The organism is Maribacter sp. PR66, from assembly GCF_028464205.1.
Classification (GTDB): Bacteria; Bacteroidota; Bacteroidia; order Flavobacteriales; family Flavobacteriaceae; genus Maribacter; species Maribacter flavus.
The window spans coordinates 44,493-68,753 of sequence record NZ_JAQPCH010000011.1; the positions used below are offsets into that span (position 1 = coordinate 44,493).

The following is a 24,261-nucleotide window of genomic DNA, read 5'->3' on the forward strand; positions in this document are numbered from 1 at the left end:
ATAAACCCATTAAATATGAAGTACTCTTTATTTTTTCTTGTGCTTTTATCATTTACCTGTCTATACTCTCAGAGCGGAAAAAGAACTATTTTGTCTAAGGAAATTCAAATTAAGACGGCCATTTTACCTGTACCGGAAGGTAGCAGTACGGATACTATGGTCTATGGATACGATGCGAATGGGGATTTTGTAGTACTACGGGAGGGAACGAGTAATTTGGTTTGTTTGGCCGATGACCCCCATAAGGAAGGTATTAGTGTTTCCTGTTATTCCAAAAAACTCGAACCTTTTATGAAACGTGGACGAGAACTCAGGGCCGAAGGAAAGGAAATTATGGAAATCCGTGAAATTAGGGGCAAGGAGATTGCCAACGGTACATTGGATATGCCAAGGGAACCCAGTATGATGTATGTATATTATGGCACGGATGCCGATTATAATACCTCTACAGGGGAATTGGCGAACGGTCAATTTAGATATGTGATCTACATTCCCTATGCCACAACGGAATCCACGGGTCTGCCCGATAAACCCCATGCCAAAGGAATGCCCTGGTTGATGGACCCCGGTACCCACAGGGCCCACATCATGGTAGGACCCAATTAATTACCTGAATCTAAAAATACGTTTTAAGCTTACTTCTTCAGAACCTGTAAGTTCTTCCTTAATCTCTTTGGAAGCGGAAGCTTCCTGAGTCACTTCCATCCACAGGACACCCATGGCTCCTAGGATAATAAGGTTTTTAATGATATACTGACCTAACAAGGTGAGCGATAACAAGTTCTCATTGAAAATCAGTTCTGGGAAAAAAACCAGCGGTGTAAAGGTAAGTACCATATGTATAACGGCCACTTTTATGGTTGTCTTTTTTTGAAGGTTGAAAAGGAAAAATAGTCCCACGAGAACTTCCCAAAGGGCCAAGAGTAGTATTGAAATATTTGATGGTAACAATGAAAAGGTAAGCTCTCCAATGGTGTTTTTCGCAAGTTCCTCTGCCGGACTCAAATTGGGAAAGAACTTAAGGGTCCCAAACCATAGATATACCAGTCCAATGGATATTTGTAAATAGCGTCTTTTAATGTTTTGAAGATTCATTTGGTATGTATTTGAATTGGTTATTTGAAATTATTCTCAAGTTCCGGGGCAAGTCTTACCTTGTTATTGGCAAAGCGATAGGTAACGCCCAAGTTTATAACATAGTCGGAAAAGGCGGCATCCCCATTCCTTGGGGTACCTGTAAGCTGTTCGGTCTGCAAGTCAGTTATGCTTTGAGGCCGCTCCCTACGGACCGCGAAAGGTACGTTCAGGTTTATTACAAAATTACTCTTCATAAAACTTACTCCAGGGTCTATGGATAGTACATTTCCAGGTCGCCTGAACCCTTCATTTCCACCGATCAAATCCTTGACGGGCACGCAATCGAACCGGGCGCCAAGCGAAGATGATATTGTGGGCGAGATGTTATAACTAAGCCCTCCCCTGAGCGAATATTGGTCCGGTACCGCCATGATGGATTCATTTTGCAAAATTGGGCTCAAGGTCTCCCTAAAGGTCCTAACGCCATTCGTTTCCCTGGGGTTTATTAGATAAAATCCGCTGGCATAGCTAAAAACATCCGTGGTTATTTTTTGATAGAATTGAAAGTCGACCGTGACCCCAAATCCTCCGTCACCTGGTTGAATGGACTGGTCTACTGGTCTTGTCTGAGGCTCCCCGTTCGGTCCCACATTATAAAAAATATCCGATGCATTGTAGATACCCGTTGGCAGCTTTGCACCTAGTCCCAAGGCAAGGTTTCCGTTTGGGGATTTTTCCATATCGAACACCCAATAGCCAAACCCGAACCGTATATCGGCAAGTCCTCTTGAAAATGTTACATTTCTTTCATTGCGACCATGTTCATAGAGTGATGATCTTGTATTTATTACCGTTGGTATGGTGATGCTGGCATACAGTCTATCGTTTATTCCGTAAGTGGCAAAAAAATCCCACGCATGGGAATGATTGATTACCTCCGTATTGTTGGCGAGTCTATCCGGTTCTTCCTCCGTACCCCTAAAATGCCTAAAGGACTTAAAATACCGGTAATTGACTCCAATTTGAATATCTCCGGTGCTTAATAAATTGTTCTCTAAATTGCTGCCAACACAAGAAGAAAAATGCCGTATTGCTACACAACCTTGTGAATAAGTTGAGAATAATGGATAAAATAAACATAGAAGAATGATGAAGTACGGAATTCTTTGCATGATTGGGTTTGTATTTAGTTGGTCGTTGGGAATAGTAGCGGTATAAAAAGCCAACTCCACGCTACAAAGAGTTGGCTTATAAAACATTCTGTTATGAAACATGAACTTAACTCAAGATTAATTTATTAACATTGACAAACTTACTGTAATAAGGCATCCAGAAGCATTAAGGGTAGGGTAAAGAGGTTTAAGGAAAGTTTAATGCAATTAACGGAATATTAATTTTCATTAATAAACGCATTTATTTAAGTTATTTCGTAGGGATTTTGAAAAAGAGATATATCTACATAGGGGTGTTTTTGGTTTCAATTGTGGGGTTGGCAATTGTACAATACCAGTATTTACGTATAGGCCTAAGTTTGGCAAAAGTTCAGTTCGATTCTAAAATAGATAGAGTGGGTACTTTAGTGGCTAACAGTCTAAATGAAGAAAACAAACTCACGTATTTAATTGGTGAGGGCATTCGAAGGGATACCTCATTTTTTAAGGTCAGTGTTGATAGCCTGCAAAATGTGGGAAACATGTTTTTGGACGATTTTATTAGGGACCAACTTTTAAACCAAGGTATTGAATCTGATTTTACATATACCCTTTTTACCAAGGATAGTAGCTATGTACTGCATTCCACAAATACCTTTGAAGGGATGGACGATGTTGATTCTTATCCCATTGATTTGGAGGGTTATTTCCCCCAATTGTTGGGCAAACCGGTTGTGTTAGATCTTAAATTTGAAAATCTACACAATTATTTTTTAGCGAAACTAAACGGCCTTACATTTCCCAGCATATTGTTTTTGATAGGGATTTGTGCGACTATTTTTTGGGTATTGCGTACCTACTATTGGCAAAGTAATGTCATTACGACTACCAATGAATTTATCAACAATCTTACGCATGAGCTAAAGACCCCGGTATTTTCTATTGGATTGGCAACCAAAATCTTGGATGAATCCGCGAACGAAAAACAAAAACCGGTTTTGGGAATAATCAGACAACAGGTAGGACGTTTGTCCGGTCACATAGAAAAAGTCTTGGAGTTGGCCAGTCTGGAATCCGGTAAAAGCGTGATTACCTTGACCGAAGTAGATTTTAAACCATATTTGGAAAACCTGTGTGCCGAATTCAAGACACTGGTCGCCATAGAAAATGGTATTTTTAACTATGATTTGGCTGGGGAAAACTATATACTTAACGCGGAAGTCTTTCATTTGGAAAACGCCATCAATAATATTCTGGACAATGCAAAAAAATATTCCCCCGAGCCCGAAATCCATTTGAAGGCTTATAAAGATGGCCATAGGCTCATTGTGGAGGTGACCGATAATGGTATTGGGATTTCAAAGGAGGAGTCACAAAGGGTGTTCCGGAAATTTTACAGAGTTACAAATGGAGACCTTCATAGTGTGAAAGGGTATGGTTTGGGACTGAGTTACGTTAAAAAAGTAATCAAAAAGCATGGGGGCAAGGTTCAAATGAGCAGTGAGGAGAAAAAAGGCACAAAAGTTAGATTAACAATTCCTATAGTATCATGATGGAAGAAAAGAAAAGAATCCTTTTGGTAGAGGATGACGAGGCAGTTGGGTATTTATTATCAGAATACTTGAAAATGAAAAGCTTCGAGGTCATTTGGGCAAAAAACGGCAAGGAAGCTTTGGTGAAATTGGACCAAACTAAATTCGATTTGGCCGTATTGGACGTCATGATGCCGGAAATGGATGGGTTTACATTGGCAGAAAAAATAAATGAAAATTTTTCTGAACTCCCCTTTATTTTCCTAACCGCAAAGTCCTTGAAAGTAGACGTACTTAAAGGGTTTTATTTGGGTGCAGTGGATTACCTGAAAAAACCCATCGATGAGGAAGAGTTGGTCATTAGAATTGAGAACCTTCTTTCAAGACTGGAAAAACCCATCCCTAAAAAAGAGGAAGTCGAGTCATACATAATCGGTCTCTATCATTTTAACTCGCTTAACCAAGAATTGTTAGTTGGCGGACAAAAGATAAATCTAACGACGAAGGAGAGTGAGCTTTTAAAATATTTGGTCGAAAAAAAGAACCAATTGTGTCCCCACAAGGATATTCTCATCAAAATTTGGGGCAAAAATGATTATTTCAACAAGAAAAGTTTGAACGTATTCATTACCCGATTGCGAAAATTTTTGGAAAAGGATGCCTCTATTAAAATCGAAAATGTTCATGGCAAAGGCTATATCTTTCGATTTGAACCATAAGAATCAATATGCCTTTTGGGCATTCTTTAGGAGTTTGTATCTTTTAAGTGTTAAATAGAGAGTTTTGGAAACCTACGCAACCGCACTGTTATACGCCATACCTTTTTTTATTCTCTTATTAATCATGGAGATGGCCTATGGTCATTTTCTAAAGGACCAAAAATACACGGTGTTGGATACAGTTTCCAGCATAAGTTCCGGACTTACCAACATTATAAAAGACTCGCTAGGAATCGTCTTGGTACTGATATCCTACCCATTTTTGCTCGAACATTTGGCCATTACCAGTATTGAACCTACCTGGCTTACGTGGGTCATTGGTTTTATTGCCATAGATTTTGCGGGGTATTGGAACCACAGGTTAAGCCATAAGGTCAATTTTTTCTGGAACCAACATGTGATCCACCATAGTAGTGAGAAATTCAATTTGGCCTGTGCCTTACGACAATCGGTTTCCAACGTATTGGGTTATTTCCCGTTTTTGTTGCTACCTGCTGCCTTTTTGGGCGTTCCCAACGAGGTCATCGCTATTTTGGCTCCCATACAACTATTTGCCCAATTTTGGTATCACACACAACATATTGGAAAAATGGGATGGTTGGAATACATTATCGTAACGCCATCCCAGCATAGGGTACACCATGCCATTAATCCCGAGTACATTGATAAGAACTTGGGTCAGGTTTTCTGTATTTGGGATCGAATGTTCGGAACGTTTCAGGAAGAATTACCAGATGTTCCTCCACAATATGGAATTTTGAAACCTGCAAGAACCTGGAATCCTATAAGAATCAACTTTCAACATCTGTGGAGGTTGTCTTTAGATGCGTGGAGGACCAAAAATCTTTGGGATAAAATTAGGATTTGGTTTATGCCAACAGGTTGGCGGCCCAGTGATGTCAAGGACAAATATCCCACGGACGTTATAACCGATGTGTACAATTTTGAACGTTATGTCACACCAACGAGCAAGGCATTCAATGCATACTTGATTTTTCAATTGGTCATTTCACTACTATTATTGCTGTTCATGTTCGCAAATTTTGGAAACTTGGAGGTCAATCAGTTGTTGTGGTACGGAGGTTTGGTTTTTCTGGGAATTTATGGATACACTTCCTTAATGGATGGTGATACCTATGCCGTATGGATTGAAGTTTTCCGGGGGGTGCTGGGTTGTACGATTATTTTATCTACTGGGGATTGGTTCGGATTGAATTCCTATTTTACGGCAGGTAAAACGCTCATACTTCTTTACTTTTTGTCGACCATAATAGGAAGTATTTATTGGCACCGCCAAAGGGTTTAAACTCCAAGGCTTACCTCGAAAATAATAATTCGTTTTCGAAGTATGACTCGTAGGCTTGCCCAAAGATAGTTTACTTTATGAATCTGTTTAAAAAGAAAAGAATATTGGTATGATACGACCTTACATTTTGGCCGAAACTAATTGGAAACATCTAAAGGACGAACAATTTCAATTGGCCGTGTTACCTTGGGGCGCAACGGAGGCCCATAATTACCATCTTCCCTATGCGACGGACAACTTTCAAGCGGAAGCTATGGTCGCTGAGTCGGCAAGAATCGCATGGGAGCAAGGAAAAAAAGTGATTGTACTGCCCACCATTCCCTTTGGTGTCAATACGGGCCAGAAGGATATATACTTGGATATCAACCTAAATCCAAGCACCCAGTTTGCCATTTTAAAGGACATCATCACCGTGCTAAATAATCAAGGGCTTTATAAGTTGCTTATTTATAACGGACATGGAGGTAACGACTTTAAACCTATGATACGCGAGTTGGGACTACTCTTCCCTAAAATGTTCATCAGTTTTTGCTTCTTTCCACAGATGCTGGACAAGTACGAATATTTTGAAAAGGCAGGCGACCATGCCGATGAAATGGAAACGAGTCTCATGCTCTATTTAAGGGAAGATCTGGTACTTCCTAAGGAACATTGGGGTAGGGGACACCATAAAAAGTTCAAGATAAAGGCCTTTTCCCAAGGGGGTGTATGGGCAGAACGTGAATGGTCCAAAATAACGGAAGATACTGGAACCGGAAATCCGGAATTGGCCACCAATGAAAAGGGGGCACGGTTTTTTAGGGATGTTTGCCTGAAATTAAGTAACCTATTTGTGGACTTGTGTGATGCCGATTTGGAGGATCTTTACGAGTAGCCTACTTGTTGGATGAGTTTATTTACCGTCTGGTTTCAACTCTTTTTCTACCAAGTTTATATATTCTTTCATGGCATCTTCAATGCTGATATTTTGTGCCTGGATCAATGCGTTCGCCTTAAAGGCATTGATTAATGGAGTCTTACTTCCGGGATTGCTGAAATTTTTAGTGGCCACTTTATAATAGGCATAAAGTTTCAATAAAATATCCGCAGGAATGGGAAATTCATAATTGCTTACGAACGCTACCGCTTCTTGAAAATCAGTATGTAGATTCTTCTTGCTCATTTGGGTCAACATACGTTGCTATACACGTGACGGCTCCTTTTACCTTTTGTCCTAAGGAAACGTTTATTTGGCAATTTAGTGGAAGAAATACGTCAACCCTGGAGCCAAACTTGATAAATCCGGAATCTTCCCCTTGTTGCACGCTTTCACCCACTTCGGCGTAATTTACGATACGTCTTGCCATTGCCCCAGCTATCTGTCTGAAAAGGATATCCCCAAATTTTGGTGTTCCAATTACAACGGTCGTTCTTTCGTTCTCCTCACTGGATTTTGGATGCCAGGCCACAAGATATTTGCCGGGATGGTATTTTGAATATTTTACCTTTCCGCTCGCGGGATACCGTGTTACATGTACGTTGATTGGAGACATAAAAATGGAAACCTGTTTGCGCTTCTCCTTAAAATATTCGGTTTCCTCAACTTCTTCTATAACTACAACTTTACCATCGACGGGGGCCAAAATTTCATTGAAAGATTTGTTGGATCTTCTTTTTGGGTTCCTAAAAAATTGGAGTATTAGGATAAGAATGACCAAAGCGGTAATTTGGATTGCCAGTTTTATCCAAGGTATATTCACAAAGAAGTGGGCCAGCAAAACTGCCAGTGCCGTTATAAAAAAGGTAATTAAGATTATTTTTTGACCTTCTCTATGAAACATAGGTAAAAATATTTAACGTTAAATAAGCAAATGGTGCGGCAAAAACCAAACTGTCCAATCTGTCCAGCATGCCACCGTGACCCGGCAATATGGCCCCACTGTCTTTTACACCTGCGGACCTTTTTAGTTTTGATTCGATCAAGTCACCCAAACTTCCAGTTACAACGATAACACTGGCTAGGAGCATCCATTGTATGGGGCCTATAATTTGTTCTTGGGTACCCATGATATACGCCGCACCAAGGGCAAATATATAACCTCCAACCGTTCCCTCCACAGTTTTTTTTGGGGAAACTTCCGGGAATAACTTGGTCCTTCCCATGGTCTTGCCAACGATATATGCGAAAGAGTCGTTTACCCAAATCAATATAAATATGCCCATTATCAATAGCTTGGCAAACGCATCGTTCTTATAGGGAATCATCGTTAGAAAGATACATCCACCACCTATGTAGAACAAACCAACCAAAAATTTAAACAACGATGTAAAACTTGATTGTTTTTTTGAAAAAAGATAGAATAATAAATATATATCGATAAAAATCGTGATAAACATTAAAATGTTAATCAAAATTTGGTCATGTATCAGATAAATATAGGCCCACCATAAGGAGAGGTAGGCCAAAAAAATATAATATCCCTTAAGTTTTACGAGTCTTTTATATTCATAGAGACAGGCAAGCCCAAATATCATAAAAAGAAAATCAAATGCATCCGAGCTTAGAAAAACGGCCGATAAAAGTAGAATAATATACACGGCGCCCGTAAGCGATCTTCTTAGAACCTCTTTCATCTGAAATTATTTAATGTATTTAATAAGTCAGATGTAATGCGCCAATAAAAATGGACAGTGTGATTAAAATATTCTACTAATGGGAATTTCATACTATAAATCTTCCAGCAATAAAAGATAAAGATTTTTAGTACTACTGCCATAGGTAAGAAAATCATCTGAATTTTCCTCAGTGGCCTTAAAGTGTTTTAATGTGGTAATATTTGCCGGAATGGCGGGGCCATATTTCTTTTTTATGGCCTTAAGACCTTCCCCAATGGATTCCACCAATTGACTTGTGGTGGCATAAACGATTACGTTGCTTGGAAGTTCATTTATTTTTTTCTCCATCAGCTGGTTGGAGCATACCAAAATACTTCCGTTTTGGGCGATCAAGTGTTCGCAAGTCGTCAGGAACACCTCGCTTTCCGATATTTTTACGGTAAAGGAGATTTGCTCTTTGGAGAACTTTTTGACCAACTGGGGATTCATTGCAAAGAACGGATGGTCTTCCCAGCCATTTTCTTCGATAATGTTTTGAATGGCCTTCAGTACTTCTTGGTCAGATATGCAATAAATGAATTTGCCGCCGTTCTTTTTGAAGTGGATGGTAAATTTTTCATCTACCGGGAGGGTTAAATCTGGCATGTGCTCACCGCGCGTTTCCGCAGTTTCCTTGGAAATTTTCCTTTTCCCCCCACCAAATAAAATATCTAAAAGCCCCATGTAATTTTTTAATCTACCAAATAGTCCAAAAGTTCATTTGCGATACAAAATCGAATTACATAATTAACTATTTTCTGCTACTTTCTCGTCTTCTTCCGCATCTTTTTTGGACTCGGAGGTCTCCAACTTTTGACGTTCCTCTTCCTTTAGGTCTTTGTCAAATGTTCGTTTTCCAAATATTTTTTCCAAATCTTCTTTAAAGATAACCTCTTTTTCCAAAAGCCTTTGGGCCAAGGTTGTAAGTTTGTCCTTATTATCGGTAAGGACTTTAATGGCTCTTTGATATTGTTCCTCTATAATCTTTGAAATCTCCTCGTCTATTTTCCTTGCAGTTTCCTCGCTATACGGTTTGGAGAATCCGTAGGAATCCTGACCAGAGGAATCGTAATAGGTAAGATTACCGATCGTATCGTTCAATCCATAAATAGTAACCATGGCCTTGGCCTGTTTCGTGACTTTTTCCAAGTCGCTCAAGGCGCCTGTTGAAATTTTGTCGAAAATTACTTTCTCTGCCGCTCTACCGCCCATCGTGGCGCACATCTCGTCCAACATCTGGTCTGGCCTAACAATCAGTCTTTCTTCTGGCAGGTACCATGCGGCACCAAGGGATTGTCCTCTTGGAACTATGGTCACCTTTACCAAGGGGGCGGCATGTTCCAGCATCCAACTTACCGTAGCATGACCGGCCTCATGATAGGCGATTGTCTCCTTCTCTCCCGGAGTTATGATTTTATTTTTCTTTTCAAGACCTCCAACGATCCTATCCACGGCATCCAAGAAATCTTGTCTGCTAACGGCCTTTTGTTCCTTTCTGGCAGCTATTAATGCTGCTTCGTTACAAACATTGGCAATATCCGCACCCGAAAAACCTGGAGTTTGTCTGGCAAGGAAATCCAAATCTAAGGTTTCGGCCGTTTTAATCGGTCTTAAGTGAACCTCAAATATTTCCTTTCGTTCCCTAATATCCGGAAGGTCCACATAAATCTGCCTATCGAACCTACCGGCACGCATCAAGGCTTTGTCCAATACATCGGCTCGGTTGGTAGCTGCCAAGACGATGACATTGGTGTTGGTGCCAAAACCGTCCATCTCCGTTAACAACTGGTTCAACGTATTTTCCCTTTCGTCGTTGGAACCCGTAAAGTTGTTCTTACCCCGTGCCCTACCAATGGCATCGATTTCATCGATGAATATAATTGCGGGGGATTTGTCCTTTGCCTGTTTGAATAGATTTCTTACCCTGGATGCACCAACACCTACAAACATTTCCACAAAATCCGAACCGGATAGTGAAAAGAAAGGTACTTTGGCTTCCCCGGCTACGGCCTTTGCCAAGAGGGTCTTACCGGTACCTGGAGGTCCAACCAACAAGGCTCCCTTTGGGATTTTACCACCAAGTGACGTATACTTATCCGGATTTCTCAGGAACTCCACAATTTCCTCAACTTCCTCCTTGGCCCCTTCCAATCCGGCTACATCCTTAAAAGAAGTTCGAGTATCCGTTTTCTCATCGAACAATTTGGCCTTGGATTTTCCAATGTTGAAAATTTGTCCTCCGGCACCACCGCCTCCACCACCGGACATTCTTCTCATTAGGTATATCCAAATACCAATAATCAGCACAAATGGCAACAGGGATAGCAAAAAGTCCAAAATTGCCGTGGATTCCTTTCCAAATTCAATGATCGTATCCAGGTTGTTGTCCTTCTTTATTTCGGTAATCTCGTTCTGGAAAATCTGTAAATCCCCATAATCCAACGTGTATTGCGGTACACTTCCCGATGTTGGCAAAAAGGATTTTTCGGAAACGTCTTTATGGACTTCCTTGGTCATTGCTTCGTCCGTCAGAAATACCTTTGCCTGATTGGTATTGGTAATTATCAATATTTTCTGAACATCCCCATTTCTTAGATATTCCTGTAATTCTGAAGTGGTGGTTTTTTTGGTACTTGCCAAATCATCACTACTGAACAATTGAAACCCTATAAGCAATACCGCTACCAATCCATATATCCACCAAGAGCTGAATTTTGGTTTTTTGGGACTCGTATTATTCTCTTTTGCCATTCTATTTTATTAATTATTAACGCTACTTTCTATGGTAGTGAATTTTGCATCACCCCATAGCCCTTCTATATCGTAAAATTCCCTGATGTGCTTTTGGAAGACATGGACCACAATATTTACATAGTCCATTAAAACCCATTCGGCATTTTCCGTACCTTCTACATGCCAAGGTTTGTCCTTACTTGCCTTACTGACCGTTTTTTGGATAGAACCTACGATTGCGTTTACATGCGTGTTGGAGGTACCATTACAAATAATAAAGTAGTCACAAACGGTATTTTCGATTTCCCTTAGGTCGAGTAAATTTATATTTTGTCCTTTTACTTCTTCTATTCCCTGTAAAATCAATGTAATTAGCTCATCTGCACTAGTTTTCCTTTTCTGCATTCAAAAGTTTTAGTTTTTACAAAGTTATTGTTTTTTTGCTCTTTTAGGCTTAGTTTTTAACAATAGATTAAAGATAGGCCCTTAGCAAATATATATGCGATTAATCAAACTTGATGCCACGGCATCTACCAATACCTTTTTAAAGGAATTGGCCAAAAGCGGCTACCTAGATGATTTTACGGTCGTTTGGGCCAAAAACCAGACAAGGGGTAGGGGGCAAATGGATGGAAATTGGTGTACCGAACCTGGTAAAAACCTAACATTCAGTGTCTTGAAGAAAATGGAGGGATTCCAACTTAATAAACATTTTGAGCTCAACATGGCCGTTTCCTTGGCCGTATTTAGGACTTTGGACTTATTGAAAATCCCTAGGATTGCCGTAAAATGGCCGAACGACATTATGTCAGGTTCCCACAAAATTTGCGGGATTTTAATAGAGAACAGTATTGTGGGTATCTCGTTAAAATCGGTAATTATTGGAATTGGGTTGAATGTGAACCAGTCCCATTTTCCTGGGAACCCCAAAGCATCCTCCTTATACAACAAAACGGGTATCGTCTATGATTTGGAGGAATTATTGCAAAGTTTGATTAAAAATTTAAAGCTAGCCTTGTCAATTCTCCAAATGGGTGAAGGGGAAACCATTCTTCACGAATATCATTCAAATCTTTTCAGAAAAGGCGTTGCGAGCACCTTTAAATCTGGAGATGGACCAATCTTCAACGGCATTATATTAGGAGTTGGGAACGAGGGAAAGTTAAGGGTACGGTTGGAGGACGATAGCCTTGAGGAATATGATATAAAGGAAATTACCCTGCTTTACTAAATTTTCTCCAAATTGGTCGCCAAGGTGTTCATGAAGTTGGTAATTGGCGATTTTATCATCATGGCCATCATGGCATTAAATTCTCCGGAGAAGCTTAGCGTTACTTCACTTTTGGACGCTTCCAGCTCTTGGATATCCGCAGTCAAGGTGAAAGGCAATTTATCGCTGGCCGCGCCCAAAACAAGTTTGGAATAGGGTTCTTGATTCTTTTTTTCAAGAACGATTTCCGGCATTCCCTTTAGGGAGAATAGAAATCTGTTTTCGTTCAGTACCTCGAACTTGTCGATATTGTCGGGCATCAATTTTTCAAAATTGGCCAGGTCGTTCAAAAATTTGAAAGTTTCTTCCTTACTCTTGGATACTCTTGATTTGGGTGATTCTATAAACATACTTCTATTGTAACCATTTGGAGGGATTTTTCCTCCATTCCATTAATGTGTTCAGTTGTTCTTCCTTTATATAGTTGGTTTCAGATGCCTGCTCGATCAAATACTCATAATTGCTCAAAGTGTAGAGTTCCACTTTTCGTTCCGCAAAATTTAAGGTGGCAGTTTCAAAACCATAGGTAAATATGGCCAACATTCCTTTTACATTTGCACCGTAGGATTCCAAGGCCTCTACGGCATTTAAGCTACTTTTTCCGGTGCTTATCAAATCCTCGATTACCACAACAGTTTGGTGTGGTTCCAAGTACCCTTCAATTTGGTTTTGCCTACCGTGAGATTTGGGTTCCGGTCGAACATAAATAAAAGGAAGGCCAAGGGCATCCGCTACCAATGCACCCATTCCTATGGCCCCTGTTGCAACACCAGCAATAACATCCGGTTTCCCATAAAGGGATTCGACTTGTTTTGCCATTTCGTCCTTGATAAAGTTCCTTATACTGGGGTACGAAAGTAAAATTCTATTGTCGCAATAAATAGGGGATTTCCATCCTGAGGCCCATGTAAAAGGATTTTCGGGTTTCAATTTTATTGCATTAATTTGCAGCAGAAGCTCAGCTGTTTTTTTAGCCGTGTTTTTGTTTAAAACCATGTCGCAAATGTATAAAGTTTTTGTTAATGAACTGCCTCTGATTTTAACAAATAAACTCTCCGAAACAGCTGGTGGCGAGTATTTTCTTCTGAATCAAGAATCTATCAACAGTGCCATAAAGGCATTAAAAAAGAAAAAGCTTACTGAGGCCTACATCTATCATCCCAATTCGGAAGAAATCCTAAAAAAATTTACACAGGAAATCCCATTGGTCGTTGCTGCCGGGGGTGTGGTCACGAATCCATTGGGAAAGGTCTTGTTTATTTATAGGAACGATAAATGGGATTTGCCCAAAGGTAAGCTGGACAAGGGAGAATCCATTGAGGACTGTGCAGTAAGGGAAGTTATGGAAGAAACCGGTGTAAAGGGTTTACGTGTAGAGAATTTTCTTAGGACGACTTACCACATTTTCAAAAATAATGGCGTCATAACACTTAAGCAGGTGCATTGGTATGCTATGAAGACCGATTATTCAGGAAAACTGAAACCCGAAAAAAAGGAGGGAATCGTTAAGGTGAAATGGAAAGGACCCAAAAAGATTCAAAAGGCCTTACAGAACTCCTATGTGAACATTAAAATTTTGTTCGAAGGAGATTAGGCCAATGCTGTTCGAACTAATGGTGAACTACATCACTTTTTCAAGACCCTGTATACTGGATATCGATTATGGGCTTTTTCATAGAGCTCGGATTTCTTGAACAACCAGTCAAGTTGGGTGTACCAATTTTCTGAAAATGTCGTATCATTCTGTTTTTTAAACTCAAATTCTTGTCTTAAAACCGAATCGTTTTGTAGCATTAAGAGGGCGGTATCTTCAAAAACATACGGTGAAAACCCTTCTTTTTGCTGTAATATGGTGTCAAAGAAGTTCCAGTTGAAAAAGGAATCCACTGCTTCTGGTTCCAGGGTTTCCAATAGATATCTGATGCCCTCCTGCTGTGTAGGTATCAATACATCCCCGGCTTCAAATGAAATATTTTCAACTGTGGCCAATACTTTAGTGTTGTAGTGTAGATAATGCCCTTCATAAGGTCGGTTCCGAGTCTCAAAGCTATCAATGGTATAGGATTCCACATTTTTGACCGTATCCTTTTCGACAACACTAAACTTAATTGCGTTCGTGCTCAATAGGTCAATAACCTCTTTCCATTGTTTTTTAATTATATATGCTTCGGGGATTTCTATGGAGTCCGCTGCTTTGTAATAATCGTAATAGGTAACCTCCTTTGTTATGGGTTTTTCCCTATCGAACTTCAATCGCTTAAATCCGGTTACCCCACTAATGACCGTATCCGCTTGAAAGCCCTTAAAATCAATTTTAGAGATTTTTGTACTATCAATAACCCATTGAATTGGATAATGGTCTTTCTCTAAAAAAGCCGCGTTGGATTTGCTCTTTAATTCCTTGATCTTGGCGCCTTCAATTTCGCTTAGGGCAAGCATTTTGGTCATTAGCTCATAAGTGCCTTCTACCCTTGTTTTGTATGGTTTTAACATGTGCGTTTCTACCATCATGCCCAAAGTGTTCCATAGGGTCGTATAGCCTGTGGAGTATCTGGGATGGTCCATAAATTGGGCAAAACCAACCTCTGGCGGCTTGTTGAAAACGTTCACGTAAGGTGTAATATCCCAATTATCGCTGGCCAAAGAGTCCACTAGGGCCGGCATGAACCGCTCATGGAGATAGGGACCCAATTCGCCCCCAAGTTTGTTATGTTGTGTAAACAGATGGGTCAGGGTGTATTGGTAATCTGCCCCATTGCTAACATGGTTGTCAATAAAAACATCGGGCTTTACCAAATGGAAAATATGGGCAAAAGTTCTTGCATTTTTTGTATCGGACTTAATAAAATCCCTATTTAGGTCATAATTGAGAGCATTTCCCCTAAAGCCATAGGATTTAGGTCCGTTCTGATTAGCCCTGGAGGTGGAATTTCTGTTTAACGCGCCGCCAACATTGTATATGGGTATTGTTACCAATACGGTATTTTTGGGTGGCGATAGTTTCCCGCTCGCCAAATCCCGATACAACAGCATCGTGGCATCAATGCCATCACTTTCTCCTGGATGGATTCCGTTATTGATGAATAAAACTGTTTTTTCCTTGTTTATTTTACTGAAATTGAAATCTCTATCGTTATTGTAGGTAACCAAGTGCAGCGGCCGATCACTATCCGTTTTACCAATAGTCTGGATATTTATTTCAGGAAATTCCTTCGCCAACTTCAAGTAAAAATCAATTATTTCTTCATAAGTAGGCGTTTCTGTGCCATTGGATGTTTCAAATGTAGTAGGGAGGTCTAGGGCAACATTTGTTGTCTTGGTTTCACAGGCAAGAAATATAAGGGATAAGATAGGTAGTATAAAACGCTTCTTCATAGCAAAAAACTACATCACTAATTACTATAATTCAATGGATTTCTTGCAAAAATAGCCAAAAACATCCAACTTCAGAATTAAGCTTCTTTGGTCATTTCTGCTATTTCCTCCCGGTTTATCGGTTTGTTATTATAAGTTATAACGTGGTGTGTGCTATCCTTGAAGTAACTCCATTTTTCTTTGTCAAATGGATCAATTGAAGATGTTACGATATTAATCCTTATCCTTTTTTTAATCGGTAACTTAATAAATTCTTCTAAGAATTGCCATCCATCCATAATGGGCATATTAATATCCAAAAAAATTACCTCTGGAATATCCTCATCATGCTCGAACTTTTTTCTAAATGTATCAAAGGCTATTTTACCATCCTTATACGCTTCAATACTATCACAATCCACAACACAGCTTAGCAATTTTTTAATACCGAATATAGTTATTGGATCGTCATCTATTATGCTTATAAATTTAAATTTCCTCATTAAAAAAAATCTTAAATGTGGTTCCAACTCCGACGTTACTTTCAACTTCTATTTTACCACCCATAGCCTCAACTTGATTTTTTGTAATATAAAGTCCCATACCCCTAGCGTTTTCATGAGCATGGAAGGTTTTGTACATTCCAAAAAGCTTATTTCCATATTTCATTAGATCTATTCCCAGTCCATTATCTTTGATTGTTAATATGGAAACCAGTTTGCCTTTTTCCAAACTCAGTGAAATAACGGGTTTTCTTTCTGGGTGTTTATATTTTATCCCATTGGTAATAAAGTTCATTAAAATACTTTCCAAATATGCAGGTACTGTCTTTATGGTTTGATCTAAATGAAAATCCGATTCAATTTGCGCCTGGTTTTCGAAAATAACATTGGCCAAATTTTTCTCAACTGATTTTAATTTTTCAAATAGGTTGATTACCTTTTTTTCAACATTAATGTTGGTGTTTATCGCCAATACCTCATTAAGATTTTCAATAGTTTCTAAGAGATTACCTGATGCATTGTTGAGCATTCCCAGAATTTTTTGTTTTTCATCTTCATCGTTTTCATGTCGTAAAAAGTCAAGGAGCATCGAAAAATTAGCACTATGGGACCTAAGGTTATGAGAGACAATATGGGCAAAATTTATAATTTTTTTATTTTGCAAGGAAGTTACGTCTATGAGATTTCTTAATTCTTTTTCCTTTTGTTTTATGGATGTTATATCAACACTGATACCTATAAGTCCATTTGCCCGTCCCCTTTCATCTAGCAAGGGAATTTTAGATGTCAAAAAGGTCGTTTCGACCCCATTCTTGTCAATACTTACCACTTCTTCTCCTAGGATAGGCACTAAATCAGACATTACTTTCATATCCTGCTCCGTAAATTTCTTTGCCGTCTCAATATCATAAATGTCGAAATTATCTTTCCCAATAAGTTCTGATTCATTTTTGGCCCCTAAATAGATGCACTCCGCTTTATTGACCAATATCTTTTTGGAGTTAATATCCTTTACATAGACATTCAATGGAAGGTTATCTATTAATGTTCTTAATAGTTTTTCACTTTTCTTGATCTCATTGTTGGCTAATACCTGTTCGTCTATATCTTGGAAGGTTCCGGTGAAACCTATAAGTTTTCCTTTTTCATAGTATGGTTTTCCGGTAGCCAACACCCATTTTTCTTTTCCTGTTGCTGTAATGATCTGTAATTTTAGGCTCCATGCCCTTCCTTTTTCCTGACCTTCAAAAACGGCCATGGAAATAGCATTTCTACTATAACCCTCTTTGTAGAATTGAATACTAGTATCCAATCTGGGGACAAAACTTGAGGGTACTTCATGGATTGCCTTTGTAGTATCGCACCAAGTTATTTCGTCCTTTTGAATATCGTACTCCCATCTACCGGTTTTAGAAATTTCGGAATGTTGCTTTAACTGTACTTTTGTTTTTCTTAATTCTCGTTCATTTTCTACGGCATCAGTTACATCGTTCATCTGAATGATAGCGCCAATAATATTCTCATTCTCATCATACCAGCAAGTGTTGGACCACTTGTACCACTTAACTTGATTGGATATATCTGTATATTTTTGAATTCCAATGGGACTACATTTTCCTTCAAAGCACCCCATCAATACCTTCTTCCATTTAGAATTTAGTTCAGAAAAAACGCTAAAAAGACTATCACCTATGGTACTGGTGCTTTTCTCTCCAAAAGTAAAAAGCCATTTGTCCGAAGCATGGATGATATTAAAATCCGTATCAACAAATACTGTTAGTGTAGGTAGTTGCTTTATTAAATACGAAGTAGATTGAATCTTTAGGCCCTTCAACATATATGTAATTTCTTACAAAAATATCGGTTGATGTTAAATGTATTTTATAAATGTTGTGAACATATGAATTTTTGTGGTATTTTCTTACAATTGGAAAAAATTAAAGGGATTTGTGGCTTGATTCCAAAATTTTTTTAAAAGAGTAAGCATTGGACTAAGTGGCAAACTTTATTTTGAAACCTTGACAGAATCAGGGACTAGGCCGGTATAATCTCCCCCGTTCCTGATTACATCCCGCACGATGGACGAGCTGATATAGGATTTTCCGGAAGAGGTTAGCAGGAATACGGTCTCAATTTCGGAAAGTTTCCGATTGGTGTGCGCAATGGCTTTTTCGAACTCAAAATCCGCCGGATTTCTTAGACCTCTTAAAATAAAACCTGCATTTACTTTTTTACAAAAATCCACGGTTAGGCCTTCATAGGTCAAAACCTTTATTTTAGGTTCGTTCACGAAGGCCTTTTCAATGAAGGTAACCCGCTCTTCGAGGGTGAACATGTACTTTTTTTCGGCATTCTTTCCAATGGCTATAATAAGTTCATCAAACAACGTGATGCCACGCATGATGATGTCATGATGGCCTAGTGTAAGTGGGTCAAAAGATCCTGGAAAAATTGCGCGCCTCATAAAATGGAACTAAGATTGATTTTAAAAATACTCATTTTATTGCCTCCGCCAAAGGTTTCAAGACCCAGGAGTTTATCCTAAAACTTAAATAGTTTTCAGCCTAAGCCAACGGACTTGCCCTGAAACAGCTTATCCTAAAACCTCATTGATGGCATTTTCAAAAAGAGCTGAAAGGGATATTCCCGCTTTGACGGCCTGTTGTGGCAGAATACTCTCCGTGGTAAGACCGGGTGTGGTATTTACTTCCAAGAGATACGGTTCATCTCCGATAAAAATAAATTCGCTTCTTGAGAATCCTTTCATTTTCAAAACCTCATAGATTTTTTTTGCCAATTTTGATACATTCGCCTCCTGTGTTTCTGAAATTCTTGCGGGTGTTATTTCCTGCGATTTACCTTCATATTTTGCCTCGTAGTCAAAAAAATCGTTTTCTGAGATAATCTCGGTAACCGGAAGTACCTTAGTCTTTCCCTGATATTTGATAACCCCTACGGATACCTCAGTGCCGCTCAAAAAGCCTTCAATGATTATTTCATCGTCCTCCTCATAGGCCACTTCAATCGCTTTTTTCAATTCTTCCTTTTTGTAAACCTTTGAGATTCCATAGCTACTACCGGATTTATTTGCCTTTACAAAACAGGGAAGCTTTACTTTTTCAATGATCTCATACTCATTCACGGCGTCGCCTTTGTTCAAATAAAAGGATGGGGCGCATTTAATGCCATACGGCTTTAAAACACTCAATAAATCCCTCTTGTTAAAGGTAAGTGCCGATTGGTAAAAATCGCAGGAGGTCTGTGGTATATCCAACAATTCAAAATAGGCTTGCAAGAGTCCGTTTTCTCCTGGTGAACCATGGATGGCATTGAAAACACAATCAAAATTCACTTTATTACCGTTTATTTCGATGGAAAAATCGTGTCTGTTTACCGGGGTTTCTTCATTTTTTTCATCCACATACACCCATTTATCCTTGAATATATGAATGGAAAAACAGTTGAATTTTTCCTTGTCCAAATAATCGTAGACCACATTGCCGCTCTTCAAGGAAATCTTGTATTCACTTGAATACCCGCCCATAATAATCGCTATATTTTTCTTCATGGATGAAATGGAAGTTTAGGCTACAAAGATGGATTATTCCCGTAAAAGAAAAAAGACCTGTATGCCGGCGAGTGCCAATTATTTATCGAAAAAAGATGTGCCCTATTTGTAAAATGGCATTTACTATATTTGTACCAATTTAAAAATACATGAGAAATTTTTTAAGGTTTTTAAAGAGCAAAACTTTCCTGATACAAATAGGCCTTGCCATAGGTATCTTGTTGATACTGATCTTTTTGGTTTTAAGATGGCTTAACAGTACCACAAACCATGGGGAATTTGTAGAAGTACCGGATTTTTCAAAACTATCGGTAATGGAAATGCGCCAAAAAGTGGAAAGTGCCGGTTTGCGTTATGAAGTTGTGGACTCGGCCAATTATAATCCAGATTATCCAAGATTTTCGATTATTGAGCAAAATCCATCCGCTGGCACCAAGGTCAAAAGCAATAGAAAGATATACTTTACGGTAAATCCGTCCGGATATAAAAAGGTGACCGTGCCCAAAATTATCCAAGTAACCAAGCGAAACGCATCGTCCATGTTAAAAGCCGTTGGTCTGGATGTCCAACGTGTAACCTATATAGACCAATTGGGAAAGGATATGGTCTACTACATAAAATATAAGGGAAAGGATATCAAGCCAGGGGATAAGCTGCCCAAAACCTCTAAAATTGAGTTGATTTGCGGTAACGGCAACGTGCCAGGCAGTGTTGTCATTCAGGAAGATCCGGAATAATTATGACTTCAATAGTAAATTCGGAGCAAGAGGACAACGACGATCTTTTTGAGCATTACAAGTTTGTAGCCTCCAAGGGACAAGATCCATTGAGGGTGGATAAATTCTTGATGAACTTTGTTGAAAACGCCACTCGAAATAAGATACAGCAAGCCGCCAAGGACGGCCATGTTTGGGTAAACGATGCCATTGTAAAAAGTAACTATAAGGTAAAAGCAGGGGATGAGGTAAAGGTACTTTTTGAACATCCGCCCCATGAATTTTTATTGGTGCCGGAAAATATTCCCTTGGATATTGTCTATGAGGACGATATCCTTTTGGTGGTGAACAAGCCCGCGGGCATGGTGGTACATCCCGGGCACGGGAATTATTCCGGTACGCTCATAAATGCTCTGATCTATCATTTTGAAAATTTACCTACCAACAGCAGTGAACGACCGGGATTGGTTCATAGGATCGACAAGGACACTTCGGGGTTATTGGTAATCGCCAAGACCGAAACGGCAATGGCCCATTTGGCAAAACAGTTTTTTGACAAGACCTCTGAGCGGGAATACATCGCATTGGTATGGGGAAATGTGGAGGATGATGAAGGAACGATTCGTGGAAATATTGGCAGGAATCCCAAAAACCGACTCCAGATGCACGTTTTTCCTGATGGATCCGATGGTAAAGAGGCAATCACCCACTATAAGGTGTTGGAACGTCTTGGCTATGTAACCTTGGTATCCTGCAAATTGGAGACCGGTAGGACCCATCAAATAAGGGTCCATATGAAGTACATAGGCCATACCCTCTTTAACGACGAGCGCTACGGGGGCGACAAAATCATGAAAGGGACCACCTTTACCAAGTATAAACAGTTTGTAGAAAATGCCTTTAGGGTTTTACCCAGACAGGCACTACATGCCAAAACATTGGGATTTGTCCATCCGGTGACGGGCCAGCAAATGCGCTTTGATTCCGTTATTCCTGAGGATATGCAGACGTGCATAGAAAAGTGGCGAAATTACGCTAAATCCGGTTTATAGAATAAGTCGATAGGACTATCAAAACTCTTTTTTGATATCGGTTTTTGAACGGACAAAAATCACATATTTTTGAAGCTGAGAAATTGATGTTTGCCATCGGAAATAACAGAAACAAATGAAAATTGTAATATCTCCAGCAAAATCCTTGGATTTTGAAAGTACCTTGCCTACCGATAGATTTTCCCATCCCTATTTTTTGAAACAAGCCCAGCAGCTGAATAAAGTGCTGGCCAAGAAAAAACCCAAGGTACTTTCAGAATTGATGTCCATTTCCGATAATCTGGCCCAATTGAACTGGGAGCGCAACCAAAATTTTTCTATTCCCTTCACCAAAGAAAATGCTAGGCCGGCAATATATGCCTTCAATGGTGATGTATATCAAGGGCTGGATGCGTATACCATCCGGGAAGAAAAGCTTGATGACCTACAGAATACCCTACGCATATTATCCGGACTCTATGGTATTCTCAAACCCCTCGATTTAATTCAGCCGTACCGATTGGAAATGGGTACCTCCTTAAAAGTAGGTAGGAAAAAGAACCTCTATGATTTTTGGAAAATGGAGGTTACGGAACACTTAAACAATGAATTGGAAGATGGGGAGCTGTTCGTGAACCTGGCCAGCAACGAGTATTTTAGCGTCTTGGATACCAAGAAATTAAAAGCCCCCGTAATCAGTCCCGTATTTAAGGATTGGAAAAACGATAAATTAAAGGTGATAAGCTTCTTTGCCAAAAAAGCCCGTGGTTCCATGGTGCGTTATATTTTGGACTCCAAGGCATCGACTCTGGAAGATATCAAAGGATTCGATTTGGATGATTATCAATTCAGTCAGGAACATACAGTTAAGGAAAGCGAACCTGTCTTTATCCGCTAATAATATATTTTCCTTCTTTTCGTTCTGCTAGTATAGTTTATTCTTACTCTAAAAAAAATGAAAAGAATCCTACTGGTTTTCGCTCTATTTTCCGCAGTCCTTTTATCATGTACCGATCGCGACGATGATGTGAACAAGGTAAACATCCGTATAAAGAATGATACGGATTTCAATTTCAGCGAAGTCAGGGTGACCGAAAAGGATACGATTTACGAAAATGTACTGGCAGGTGAATTCTCAGAATATTATCCTTTTGATTCGGCTCCGGAAGAAATGGGCTTGACCATTGTGTCAGATTCAGCAACTTTCGAATATACCCCTAGGGTTCTCATTATAGATTCATTGCCAGTAGGCTTTTATACCTACGAATTGGGTCTTGATGATGAAAACCAAATTGATTTTAACTTTAGGATAGACTATTAAACCTATTTCTTCTTCCCGACTTTAATTTTCTCCTCAACGGAGGGTTTTCTCTTTATTTTTCTAGGTCTTCTTGCCCCGTATGAATTATTGGCAATTTTTCCGCGCTTTGTTTTTTTGTCCCCTTTTCCCATATCATTTTCGTTTTTATTGGCAAAGCCAATGGGTATTGTACCCTGATGTTTAACTCAAGATTAAAAGTACGTTTCCATCGAACGCCTTGCGGACGTGCTCCAAGGAACTTTACTTATTTATAAAATTTAAAACTCCTGTTGTGCTTCCACGCACATGGATGCCTAGCTCCAAATGTTTTTGGTCGCTTAAACCAGAAATGGTATTACTTCCTAAAGTTACAAAATTGGAGTTAAACGCCTATTTCAATAGATTTGGTTTCCTAATCTCAATATCCAATAGTTTGTTTCTGCATACACATCCCTATGAACCTTTTCTTTTTGAAGGCGTAAAAAAATTGATCGTTGGTACCCTACCGCCACCAAGATTCACTATAGGAGCCCTAAAGAAGGGCGATGTGAATTTCTGTTATGGAAGCAGAGATGGACAGTTATGGCCTATTTTGAACGAAATCTTTCAACTGGACCTACTTTTTGAAACCTCTGAAAGGGCTATTGTGCAACGAAAGGAATTTTTGATCAGGAACAGAACAGGGATTTGTGATATTGTTGCATCGGCGGAACGTGAAAAAGTGGATGCCTCTGATTTGGGAATGCAAAATATCAAACTTAGAAACCTTCTCTTTTATTTGGAAAAATACCCTACCGTGGAAACATTGCTATTCACGGGGGGCAATAGTAAGAACGGCCCGGAGTACTTTTTTAGAAAACACTTGAAGGAGCATGGATTACACTTGAAGGTGAAATCTAATGAAGTTCCAAGAATACATGAATTTGTACACCCTAAAACCAACAATACAATTAAAACGGTATCCTTGATCGCACCCTCCGGTGCTGCAAATCGCGCAGTGGGCAGTATTTCAGAATACAAAGCAATGAAAGAGGCCAACCCAAATTTTAATACGGTAGACTATAGGGTGCTCCAGTACGCCAAACATTTCTAAACCCTTAAAACTAAAAAGAGCCTTGCTTTTGAGGCAAGACTCTTTTACGAGAACACTATATGAAAATGAAAAAATTATTTACCTGATTACGATATAAAATTAAGTCGGTTTTTTGGCTTGGATTAATTATTGTTGTCAAAACTGTTGTTTTTGTGGTGAAGGAAATCTATTTTGTTATTTAAGCATTTTCGTGCTTTCAATTTCCATAGAATATCGATCTTTATGGATGTAGGAAGGAGGGAAGGCAGTCTTATTAATTGAAAAAATTATTTGA

The 24,261-nt window shown here is 39.2% G+C and carries 28 protein-coding genes; 12 read left to right on the forward strand and 16 right to left on the reverse strand.

From position 1 onward, the window contains the following. Positions 1-90: 90 nt before the first annotated feature. Complete coding sequence (locus PP181_RS16045; protein ID WP_246160929.1) at positions 91-606, forward strand: hypothetical protein; 516 nt, start codon at positions 91-93, stop codon at positions 604-606. On the opposite strand, the gene PP181_RS16050 is transcribed toward PP181_RS16045, so the two are convergent. Together PP181_RS16050 and PP181_RS16055 are read right to left on the reverse strand one after the other, a co-directional pair. Next, complete coding sequence (locus PP181_RS16050) at positions 607-1,095, reverse strand: hypothetical protein (RefSeq protein WP_211361186.1); 489 nt, start codon at positions 1,093-1,095, stop codon at positions 607-609. It lies immediately after the preceding gene. Between the two features lie 20 nt (positions 1,096-1,115). Continuing rightward, complete coding sequence (locus PP181_RS16055) at positions 1,116-2,249, reverse strand: hypothetical protein (RefSeq protein WP_272637835.1); 1,134 nt, start codon at positions 2,247-2,249, stop codon at positions 1,116-1,118. Between the two features lie 395 nt (positions 2,250-2,644). Here PP181_RS16055 and PP181_RS16060 point away from each other — a divergent pair, with 395 nt between their 5' ends. From PP181_RS16060 to PP181_RS16075, 4 genes are all read left to right on the forward strand, one after another. Next, positions 2,645-3,781, forward strand: coding sequence for a sensor histidine kinase (locus tag PP181_RS16060; RefSeq protein WP_272637836.1), 1,137 nt, complete (start codon positions 2,645-2,647; stop codon positions 3,779-3,781). Continuing rightward, positions 3,778-4,479 (forward strand): response regulator transcription factor, encoded by a 702-nt coding sequence (locus PP181_RS16065; RefSeq protein WP_240042773.1) that lies wholly within the window; start codon positions 3,778-3,780, stop codon positions 4,477-4,479. The genes PP181_RS16060 and PP181_RS16065 overlap by 4 nt, the downstream gene beginning before the upstream one ends. Positions 4,480-4,543: 64 nt before the next feature. Further along, positions 4,544-5,785 (forward strand): sterol desaturase family protein, encoded by a 1,242-nt coding sequence (locus PP181_RS16070; protein WP_272637837.1) that lies wholly within the window; start codon positions 4,544-4,546, stop codon positions 5,783-5,785. 109 nt (positions 5,786-5,894) lie between these two features. Then, positions 5,895-6,659 (forward strand): creatininase family protein, encoded by a 765-nt coding sequence (locus PP181_RS16075; RefSeq protein WP_272637838.1) that lies wholly within the window; start codon positions 5,895-5,897, stop codon positions 6,657-6,659. Between the two features lie 18 nt (positions 6,660-6,677). Here PP181_RS16075 and PP181_RS16080 read toward each other — a convergent pair whose 3' ends face one another. The 6 genes from PP181_RS16080 to rsfS all read right to left on the reverse strand — a co-directional run bounded on the left by PP181_RS16080 (position 6,678) and on the right by rsfS (position 11,557). After that, positions 6,678-6,947: an acyl-CoA-binding protein gene (locus PP181_RS16080; RefSeq protein ID WP_154920718.1), complete on the reverse strand. Its 270-nt coding sequence runs from the start codon at positions 6,945-6,947 to the stop codon at positions 6,678-6,680. Continuing rightward, on the reverse strand, positions 6,922-7,605 hold the full coding sequence (locus tag PP181_RS16085; RefSeq protein WP_272637839.1) for a phosphatidylserine decarboxylase family protein: 684 nt from the start codon (positions 7,603-7,605) through the stop codon (positions 6,922-6,924). The genes PP181_RS16080 and PP181_RS16085 overlap by 26 nt, the downstream gene beginning before the upstream one ends. Continuing rightward, a complete protein-coding gene (locus PP181_RS16090; RefSeq protein WP_272637840.1) occupies positions 7,595-8,398 on the reverse strand; it encodes a phosphatidate cytidylyltransferase in 804 nt (267 codons plus the stop codon). Before PP181_RS16090 ends, PP181_RS16085 begins: the two co-directional genes overlap by 11 nt. Before the next feature lie 93 nt (positions 8,399-8,491). Beyond that, positions 8,492-9,103: an LUD domain-containing protein gene (locus tag PP181_RS16095; protein ID WP_272637841.1), complete on the reverse strand. Its 612-nt coding sequence runs from the start codon at positions 9,101-9,103 to the stop codon at positions 8,492-8,494. 63 nt (positions 9,104-9,166) lie between these two features. Then, positions 9,167-11,170 carry an ATP-dependent zinc metalloprotease FtsH gene (ftsH, locus tag PP181_RS16100; protein WP_272637843.1) on the reverse strand — a complete coding sequence of 668 codons (2,004 nt, stop codon included), beginning with the start codon at positions 11,168-11,170 and terminating at the stop codon, positions 9,167-9,169. A gap of 9 nt (positions 11,171-11,179) precedes the next feature. Then, positions 11,180-11,557, reverse strand: coding sequence for a ribosome silencing factor (gene rsfS / locus PP181_RS16105; protein ID WP_272637844.1), 378 nt, complete (start codon positions 11,555-11,557; stop codon positions 11,180-11,182). A gap of 94 nt (positions 11,558-11,651) precedes the next feature. Here rsfS and PP181_RS16110 point away from each other — a divergent pair, with 94 nt between their 5' ends. After that, on the forward strand, positions 11,652-12,383 hold the full coding sequence (locus PP181_RS16110) for a biotin--[acetyl-CoA-carboxylase] ligase (protein ID WP_272637845.1): 732 nt from the start codon (positions 11,652-11,654) through the stop codon (positions 12,381-12,383). On the opposite strand, the gene PP181_RS16115 is transcribed toward PP181_RS16110, so the two are convergent. Further along, positions 12,380-12,772, reverse strand: coding sequence for an SRPBCC family protein (locus tag PP181_RS16115; RefSeq protein ID WP_154920721.1), 393 nt, complete (start codon positions 12,770-12,772; stop codon positions 12,380-12,382). The two genes, PP181_RS16110 and PP181_RS16115, sit on opposite strands and share 4 nt — an antisense overlap. Positions 12,773-12,776: 4 nt before the next feature. Further along, a complete protein-coding gene (gene pyrE, locus PP181_RS16120) occupies positions 12,777-13,418 on the reverse strand; it encodes an orotate phosphoribosyltransferase (RefSeq protein WP_154920722.1) in 642 nt (213 codons plus the stop codon). A gap of 7 nt (positions 13,419-13,425) precedes the next feature. Between pyrE and PP181_RS16125 the strand changes: the two genes are divergently transcribed. Further along, complete coding sequence (locus PP181_RS16125) at positions 13,426-14,016, forward strand: NUDIX hydrolase (protein ID WP_154920723.1); 591 nt, start codon at positions 13,426-13,428, stop codon at positions 14,014-14,016. Between the two features lie 32 nt (positions 14,017-14,048). Here PP181_RS16125 and PP181_RS16130 read toward each other — a convergent pair whose 3' ends face one another. From PP181_RS16130 to PP181_RS16150, 5 genes are all read right to left on the reverse strand, one after another. Next, the gene (locus PP181_RS16130) at positions 14,049-15,797 is read right to left on the reverse strand and encodes a M14 family metallopeptidase (RefSeq protein ID WP_272637846.1); all 1,749 of its coding nucleotides are present in this window, start codon (positions 15,795-15,797) and stop codon (positions 14,049-14,051) included. A 77-nt stretch (positions 15,798-15,874) separates the two neighbouring features. Continuing rightward, positions 15,875-16,279: a response regulator gene (locus PP181_RS16135; RefSeq protein ID WP_154920725.1), complete on the reverse strand. Its 405-nt coding sequence runs from the start codon at positions 16,277-16,279 to the stop codon at positions 15,875-15,877. After that, the gene (locus PP181_RS16140) at positions 16,266-18,116 is read right to left on the reverse strand and encodes a PAS domain-containing sensor histidine kinase (RefSeq protein WP_272637847.1); all 1,851 of its coding nucleotides are present in this window, start codon (positions 18,114-18,116) and stop codon (positions 16,266-16,268) included. The genes PP181_RS16135 and PP181_RS16140 overlap by 14 nt, the downstream gene beginning before the upstream one ends. A gap of 168 nt (positions 18,117-18,284) precedes the next feature. After that, positions 18,285-18,743, reverse strand: a complete 459-nt coding sequence (gene coaD / locus PP181_RS16145) for a pantetheine-phosphate adenylyltransferase (protein ID WP_154920727.1) — start codon at positions 18,741-18,743, stop codon at positions 18,285-18,287. Between the two features lie 129 nt (positions 18,744-18,872). Further along, positions 18,873-19,847, reverse strand: coding sequence for a D-alanine--D-alanine ligase (locus PP181_RS16150; RefSeq protein ID WP_272637848.1), 975 nt, complete (start codon positions 19,845-19,847; stop codon positions 18,873-18,875). A 149-nt stretch (positions 19,848-19,996) separates the two neighbouring features. On the opposite strand from PP181_RS16150, the gene PP181_RS16155 reads away from it, so the two are divergent. From PP181_RS16155 to PP181_RS16170, 4 genes are all read left to right on the forward strand, one after another. Then, entirely contained in the window at positions 19,997-20,584 is a 588-nt protein-coding gene (locus PP181_RS16155) for a PASTA domain-containing protein (protein ID WP_272637849.1), read from the forward strand. Positions 20,585-20,586: 2 nt separating this feature from the next. Further along, on the forward strand, positions 20,587-21,615 hold the full coding sequence (locus PP181_RS16160; protein ID WP_272637850.1) for an RluA family pseudouridine synthase: 1,029 nt from the start codon (positions 20,587-20,589) through the stop codon (positions 21,613-21,615). A gap of 115 nt (positions 21,616-21,730) precedes the next feature. Continuing rightward, positions 21,731-22,492: a peroxide stress protein YaaA gene (yaaA, locus tag PP181_RS16165; protein ID WP_272637851.1), complete on the forward strand. Its 762-nt coding sequence runs from the start codon at positions 21,731-21,733 to the stop codon at positions 22,490-22,492. 57 nt (positions 22,493-22,549) lie between these two features. After that, complete coding sequence (locus tag PP181_RS16170; protein ID WP_154920732.1) at positions 22,550-22,915, forward strand: hypothetical protein; 366 nt, start codon at positions 22,550-22,552, stop codon at positions 22,913-22,915. Between the two features lie 2 nt (positions 22,916-22,917). On the opposite strand, the gene PP181_RS16175 is transcribed toward PP181_RS16170, so the two are convergent. After that, entirely contained in the window at positions 22,918-23,046 is a 129-nt protein-coding gene (locus tag PP181_RS16175; protein WP_138259533.1) for a 30S ribosomal protein THX, read from the reverse strand. Positions 23,047-23,327: 281 nt separating this feature from the next. Between PP181_RS16175 and PP181_RS16180 the strand changes: the two genes are divergently transcribed. Then, entirely contained in the window at positions 23,328-23,987 is a 660-nt protein-coding gene (locus tag PP181_RS16180) for a uracil-DNA glycosylase family protein (RefSeq protein WP_272637853.1), read from the forward strand. The last annotated feature ends 274 nt before the right edge of the window (positions 23,988-24,261 follow it).

What these genes read in the sequence shown, in the direction of transcription:
- PP181_RS16135 (WP_154920725.1), bottom strand. Translation starts at nt 16,279, where the DNA reads ATGAGGAAATTTAAATTTATAAGCATAATAGATGACGATCCAATAACT.
- PP181_RS16125 (WP_154920723.1), top strand. Translation starts at nt 13,426, where the DNA reads ATGTATAAAGTTTTTGTTAATGAACTGCCTCTGATTTTAACAAATAAA.
- PP181_RS16175 (WP_138259533.1), bottom strand. Translation starts at nt 23,046, where the DNA reads ATGGGAAAAGGGGACAAAAAAACAAAGCGCGGAAAAATTGCCAATAAT.
- PP181_RS16130 (WP_272637846.1), bottom strand. Translation starts at nt 15,797, where the DNA reads ATGAAGAAGCGTTTTATACTACCTATCTTATCCCTTATATTTCTTGCC.
- PP181_RS16075 (WP_272637838.1), top strand. Translation starts at nt 5,895, where the DNA reads ATGATACGACCTTACATTTTGGCCGAAACTAATTGGAAACATCTAAAG.
- PP181_RS16110 (WP_272637845.1), top strand. Translation starts at nt 11,652, where the DNA reads ATGCGATTAATCAAACTTGATGCCACGGCATCTACCAATACCTTTTTA.
- PP181_RS16085 (WP_272637839.1), bottom strand. Translation starts at nt 7,605, where the DNA reads ATGTTTCATAGAGAAGGTCAAAAAATAATCTTAATTACCTTTTTTATA.
- PP181_RS16090 (WP_272637840.1), bottom strand. Translation starts at nt 8,398, where the DNA reads ATGAAAGAGGTTCTAAGAAGATCGCTTACGGGCGCCGTGTATATTATT.
- PP181_RS16115 (WP_154920721.1), bottom strand. Translation starts at nt 12,772, where the DNA reads ATGTTTATAGAATCACCCAAATCAAGAGTATCCAAGAGTAAGGAAGAA.
- PP181_RS16170 (WP_154920732.1), top strand. Translation starts at nt 22,550, where the DNA reads ATGAAAAGAATCCTACTGGTTTTCGCTCTATTTTCCGCAGTCCTTTTA.
- PP181_RS16065 (WP_240042773.1), top strand. Translation starts at nt 3,778, where the DNA reads ATGATGGAAGAAAAGAAAAGAATCCTTTTGGTAGAGGATGACGAGGCA.
- pyrE (WP_154920722.1), bottom strand. Translation starts at nt 13,418, where the DNA reads ATGGTTTTAAACAAAAACACGGCTAAAAAAACAGCTGAGCTTCTGCTG.
- rsfS (WP_272637844.1), bottom strand. Translation starts at nt 11,557, where the DNA reads ATGCAGAAAAGGAAAACTAGTGCAGATGAGCTAATTACATTGATTTTA.
- ftsH (WP_272637843.1), bottom strand. Translation starts at nt 11,170, where the DNA reads ATGGCAAAAGAGAATAATACGAGTCCCAAAAAACCAAAATTCAGCTCT.
- PP181_RS16160 (WP_272637850.1), top strand. Translation starts at nt 20,587, where the DNA reads ATGACTTCAATAGTAAATTCGGAGCAAGAGGACAACGACGATCTTTTT.
- PP181_RS16055 (WP_272637835.1), bottom strand. Translation starts at nt 2,249, where the DNA reads ATGCAAAGAATTCCGTACTTCATCATTCTTCTATGTTTATTTTATCCA.
- PP181_RS16095 (WP_272637841.1), bottom strand. Translation starts at nt 9,103, where the DNA reads ATGGGGCTTTTAGATATTTTATTTGGTGGGGGGAAAAGGAAAATTTCC.
- PP181_RS16080 (WP_154920718.1), bottom strand. Translation starts at nt 6,947, where the DNA reads ATGAGCAAGAAGAATCTACATACTGATTTTCAAGAAGCGGTAGCGTTC.
- yaaA (WP_272637851.1), top strand. Translation starts at nt 21,731, where the DNA reads ATGAAAATTGTAATATCTCCAGCAAAATCCTTGGATTTTGAAAGTACC.
- PP181_RS16150 (WP_272637848.1), bottom strand. Translation starts at nt 19,847, where the DNA reads ATGAAGAAAAATATAGCGATTATTATGGGCGGGTATTCAAGTGAATAC.
- PP181_RS16050 (WP_211361186.1), bottom strand. Translation starts at nt 1,095, where the DNA reads ATGAATCTTCAAAACATTAAAAGACGCTATTTACAAATATCCATTGGA.
- PP181_RS16140 (WP_272637847.1), bottom strand. Translation starts at nt 18,116, where the DNA reads ATGTTGAAGGGCCTAAAGATTCAATCTACTTCGTATTTAATAAAGCAA.
- PP181_RS16155 (WP_272637849.1), top strand. Translation starts at nt 19,997, where the DNA reads ATGAGAAATTTTTTAAGGTTTTTAAAGAGCAAAACTTTCCTGATACAA.
- coaD (WP_154920727.1), bottom strand. Translation starts at nt 18,743, where the DNA reads ATGAGGCGCGCAATTTTTCCAGGATCTTTTGACCCACTTACACTAGGC.